The 4,867-nt window shown below is 66.6% G+C and carries 5 protein-coding genes and 1 pseudogene; 1 reads left to right on the top strand and 5 read right to left on the bottom strand.

Annotated features, from left to right (window positions below; translation table 11 throughout):
* The first annotated feature begins 29 nt into the window (after nucleotides 1-29).
* Entirely contained in the window at nucleotides 30-587 is a 558-nt protein-coding gene (locus Y705_RS0113365) for a dihydrofolate reductase family protein (protein ID WP_026533221.1), read from the top strand.
* A 19-nt stretch (nucleotides 588-606) separates the two neighbouring features.
* Here the strand turns inward: Y705_RS0113365 and Y705_RS19980 are convergent.
* The 5 genes and pseudogenes from Y705_RS19980 to Y705_RS0113340 all read right to left on the bottom strand — a co-directional run.
* Nucleotides 607-909, bottom strand: a pseudogene (locus Y705_RS19980) (hypothetical protein); the annotation flags it as partial.
* Between the two features lie 13 nt (nucleotides 910-922).
* On the bottom strand, nucleotides 923-1,624 hold the full coding sequence (locus Y705_RS0113355) for a type 1 glutamine amidotransferase domain-containing protein (RefSeq protein WP_026533220.1): 702 nt from the start codon (nucleotides 1,622-1,624) through the stop codon (nucleotides 923-925).
* Between the two features lie 158 nt (nucleotides 1,625-1,782).
* Nucleotides 1,783-2,088 carry a hypothetical protein gene (locus Y705_RS0113350; RefSeq protein WP_026533219.1) on the bottom strand — a complete coding sequence of 102 codons (306 nt, stop codon included), beginning with the start codon at nucleotides 2,086-2,088 and terminating at the stop codon, nucleotides 1,783-1,785.
* 116 nt (nucleotides 2,089-2,204) lie between these two features.
* On the bottom strand, nucleotides 2,205-3,074 hold the full coding sequence (locus tag Y705_RS0113345) for an aldo/keto reductase (protein WP_026533218.1): 870 nt from the start codon (nucleotides 3,072-3,074) through the stop codon (nucleotides 2,205-2,207).
* Nucleotides 3,075-3,174: 100 nt separating this feature from the next.
* Nucleotides 3,175-4,689, bottom strand: coding sequence for a GntP family permease (locus Y705_RS0113340; RefSeq protein ID WP_026533217.1), 1,515 nt, complete (start codon nucleotides 4,687-4,689; stop codon nucleotides 3,175-3,177).
* Nucleotides 4,690-4,867 lie beyond the last annotated feature (178 nt).

Here is a 4,867-nt window from a genome sequence, read left to right as displayed (position 1 = left end):
GGAGCCGATGGCAGAGGAGGAATCGTCATATGGGTCTTCTGACGTTCAGCATCAACTTCACCCTGGATGGTTGCGTCGACCACCAGGAGGGCATCGCCGACGAAGAGACGCATGCCCACTTCACCCGCCTCATGGACGAGTGCGGCGCAATGCTCTGGGGTCGCACCACCTACGAGATGATGGAGAGCTACTGGCCGGTAGTCGCCCGCGGCGACGAGGACGCGCCGCCAGCGATGCGCGAGTGGGCCCTCAAGCTGGAGGCCAAGCCGAAATACGTGGTGTCGTCCACGCGAAGCGACTTCCCGTGGACCAACAGCCACCACGTCGGCGGTGACCTGCGCACGGCGGTGCAGGAACTCAAGGATGCGACTCCCGGCGGGGTGCTCGTCGGCAGCGGCAAACTCGCGACAGAGCTGGACCGACTGGACCTGATCGACGAGTACACGTTCCTTATCCATCCCATGATCGCCGGGCACGGCCCCACCCTGCACCAGGACGGACTGTCCAGCACCCGACGCCTCGATCTGATCTCGGCGGAGCCGCTCAGCAACGGCGCAGTCGCCATGCACTATCGACGGGCTGCTTGAACCTAGCGACCTACTTCCGCTAGTGGGGGCACTTCGGCATCCCGTGGCCCTTCCAGGTCCCCACGAGGCCAGCGATCCAGCGGACGGACGAGAAGAGCCCGTAGCAGGCGCCGGCGAGGCCCACGGCGACCACGTCCATCGCCCACTGAGCGCCCGTGATCAGACCGGCGACGGCCATCCAGGCCCCGGCGACGACCACGACCACCGGCAGGAGGACGAGGCACATTGCAGCAGCCGCCGACCAGAGCTGACGCGCCTCCAGCTTCGCCGTGGCGGCGATGACCCTTCCGGCCCGCTCGTTCAAGGCGTAGAGGTGCGCCGTCCGCCTACCGGGGCTACTCGGCGAGTGCCGCGATGACTTCCTTCGCAACGTCCTCGCTCGACTGCGGATTCTGGCCGGTGACGAGGTTCTCATCGCGCACGACGACGCTCGCCCACGCGGCCCCGGTCTCGACGATGGCACCCTTCTGGCGGAGTTCGGTCTCGACGAACCACGGCGTGTTCTCGCCGGTTCCGCCGGAAAGCTCTTCCTCGTTGGTGAACACTGTGAGCCGGCGGCCTTCGAAGGCGAAGGTTCCGCCGTCGTCCACCGCGCTCAACAGCCCTGCCGGGCCGTGGCAGAAGGGGGCGATGATCTTGCCCTCGTTGTTGGCGGCGATCAGCAGGCGCCCGAGGTCCTTGTTCGCGTGGAGATCGGCCATGGGACCGTGGCCCCCGGGAAGGACGACGGCGTCGTAGGCGGCGGGATCGACATGGGCGAGGATCCGCGGCGCGGAAAGCTCGTCATCGATCTCCTCGAGGTAGGCGCGGAAGGCCGCTGCCTTCTCCTCCCCGCCGGCCTGCTGTGGGTCGAGGCTCACCTGGTCGACCGTGGGTTTCACGCCGCCCGGTGAGCTGAGCTGGACCGTGTGCCCGGCGTCGCGAAGGGTCCGGTGCGCGACGACGAGTTCCTCGGCCCAGAACCCGGTGGGGTGCGCACTGCCGTCCTTCATGGTGAGGGAATCGGCGGATGAAACAACCATCAGGATGTTGGCCATGGGTGTGCTCCTTCTCAGGCGCGTTCCGAGGATCGCGCCGGTGGGGGAAAGGCTTTCATGAGGGGAACATGCGCCGCGGCGGACCTATTCCGGAGCCACTCTCAGCAGGTCCCACTAGGTCGAAGGAGGTCCCGGTAGGTCCCGGTAGATCCCGGGCATCAGTCACCGTCGCCGTTGATACCACCGGAGACGCTGTCCCACCCGCATGGGGGCAGCGGTTCGGCAACGCCGGTAACGGTTGTTCCGGGCAGGGAGTTACCAGGCCGCAGCGCGGTCAGATTTTTCTCGAAATAGGAGGAGTCGTGCTCTTCGGAGAAGGCAATGACGGCGTTGGCCGGCACTTCCGGACCTGGACCCGTGGGTAGCGTGGGAAGAAGCTGGACGGCCGGGTCCGCCTCCAGGGGACCAACTTCCGTCACGACGATCGGCACTGCCGGGAACTCGGCAAAACTGCTGGCGTCCATGTCGGTCTCCTCGCCGCTGGGGAGTTCAAGTCTAGGGCGGTGACCGGCAGGTGCGTAAGGGTCAAGGGCACGAAAAAGGCCCGCCCGTTGCCGGAGCGGGCCTTTCCGGAAGGATCCTAGCGCGCGTTCTCCAGCTCCTCGTACGTGGCGTCGTCAATGCTGACGTTTCCCGCGCCCATGTTGTCCTCGAGGTGGGCGATCGAGCCGGTTCCGGGAATCGGCATCATCACGGGGGAGCGGCGCAGCAGCCATGCGAGGGCCACCTGTGAGGTACTCGCGTTCAACCGCTCGGCGGCCTCGGCGAGAGGGCCGCCCGGCCGGGCGAGTTCACCCGCCGAGATGGGGGCCCAGGGGATGAACCCGATGCCCTGCTCCGCGGCGTACTCAAGGACATCCTCGGAGGTCCGGTCGGTCAGGTTGTAGCGGTTCTGGACGGTGGAGACCGTGAAGAACTTCCCGGCGGCCTTGAGCTGGTCGACGCTCACCTCGGACAGCCCGAGTGCCTTCACCTTGCCCTCCTGCTGGAGGTCGCGGAGCACGGCGAACTGCTCGTCGGCGTCGACCTTGGGGTCGATGCGGTGCAGCTGCAGCAGGTCCAGCGCATCGACCTTCAGCTTGCGGAGGCTCAGCTCGGTCTGCTGGCGCAGGTACTCGGGCCTGCCGACCGGAATCCACTGGCCAGGCCCGGTGCGGGTGAAGCCCACCTTGGTGGCGACCCGCACGCCGTCGGGGTAGGGGTGAAGCGCCTCGGCGATGATCTCCTCACTGATGTTGGGCCCGTAGGAATCGGCGGTGTCGATGAAATCGACACCGAGTTCAACAGCACGGCGGACGACGTCGACGGCGGTGCCGCGGCTGGCGGGCTCGCCCCAGACGCCGTCGCCCACGATCCGCATGGCGCCGAAGCCCAGACGGTGGACGGTGCCGAGGTCCTTGAGGTCGATCGTGGGGGACACTTCGCGAAGTACATCGATGTTTTCGGTCATGGTTGCGGCAACCGGCAGTTTCGATCCGTTATTCCAGCCACCGTGCGCCGCCTGAATGGTTGCGATTCGGCGGATCCGGCCGGACTCGAGCGCCGCGCGGTCAGCCCAGGATGAAGTTGGCGATGAACAGCAGCGGGATGGACCCTGCCCACACCGCCGTCGTGATGCCAGACCAGCCCTTCAGTGCCGCTGTTCCCTCGAGGCCGGTGAAGCGGGTGACCACCCAGAAATACGAATCGTTGAAGTAGCTGAACACCATGGACCCGGCCGTGCAGGCCAGGGCGGCGAGAAGGGGGTCGATTCCCAGCGTCGTCACCAGGGGCGCAGTGACGGAGGCAGCGGTGATCATCGCGACGGTGCCCGAGCCCTGGGCGATGCGGACCAGGGTGGCGATCAGGAAGGGCACAAGGAAGGCGGGGAGGGGAGTTGCCGCGATGGCTTCGGCCAGGGCGTCACCGACGCCTGAGCTGCGCAGCACCTGCCCGAGCGCGCCGCCCGCACCGGTGATGAGAAGGATGAGCCCTGCGGAGGCTGCTGCTTCGGCGAACCAGCCCTGGACCTTGGTGCGCGGGGTCCAGCGTGGCAGAAGCAGGTAGACGGCGAGCAGGACGCCAATGATCAGGGCCACCACCGGATTGCCGATGAACGCGAAGGGGACCACCCAGGCGGAGGGCTCATAGTCACCGCCGAGCACACCCTGTGCGTTCTGGTCGATGGCACCGGTGACGGTGTTGACCACGATGAGCAGCAGCGGGATGAGCAGGGGAAGCGAGCCGAGGAGGGCACCGACGTGGTGAGGTTTCGCGCCGGCGGGAGGCGTTCCGAGGTCGACGGCGGGATCGTCGGGGGTGAAATCCTCTGCGTCGCTCGTGTGAGCACCGCCGGAGAGTTCATGCGAGCCGCTTCCCTCGGGGCCCCTCTCGAGGTGGCCCGATCCGCTCCGACCCCCGCCCACGGCAACCGCGCCGTACACAGCATGCCGGACCTCCTCCGAAACCGATGATTCGAGCTTCGGGCCCATCCACTTGGCATAGAAGATGACGATCGGGAGGAGGAGGACCGTGAAGACCAGGCCGCCGAGAATGAGAGCCCCGAGGTCGGCTCCGAGGATGCCGGCGACAGCCAGCGGACCGGGAGTGGGAGGGACCATGTGGTGCGTCAGGGTCATGCCGCAGCCGAGTGCCAGCGCCAGGGTGACGTAGCCTGCGCGTTTCACCCGGGCGATGGAGCGCGCCAGCGGGTTCATGATCACGTAGCCGGAGTCACAGAAGACCGGGATGGACACCAGCGCGCCGACACTCCCCATCGCCCACGGCTCGCGGCCCTTGCCGAAGATCCGGAGGAAGGCCAGTGCCAGCGAGTTGGCGGCCCCTGATACCTCGAGGATCTTGCCGATGCCCACACCGAGACCGATGACGATGCCGATCGAGGCGAGGGTGTTGCCGAATCCTGTGGTGATGGCGGTGACGATTTCGAGAGGCGCCTGTCCGGCGACGATCCCGGTCACCAGGGCGGCGATCAGCAACGCCACGAAGGCGTCCAGCCGGGTGCGGAGCACCAGCACGACGATGGTCACGATTCCCAGGGCCAGCGCCAGCAAGAGTTGTACATCCACGGTGATTCACTCCTTGAGGAAAAAACGATGCCCGGGCGGCGTTGCGCGGACATTCCGAGCGCCGTCGGCATTGACGGGTTTAGCGCTGGCTGAAACACTAACACCGGGTATAAGACATCTGACAAGTGTTTCGGGCAAAGAGGCAACCTTTGGAAGTGGAATCGGAACTATTGGCGGG

The organism is Arthrobacter sp. H41 (assembly GCF_000520535.1).
Lineage (GTDB): Bacteria > Actinomycetota > Actinomycetes > Actinomycetales > Micrococcaceae > Arthrobacter_D.
The sequence above is the reverse complement of the archived record's forward strand: the minus strand, read 5'-3'. Positions and strand labels throughout refer to the sequence as shown.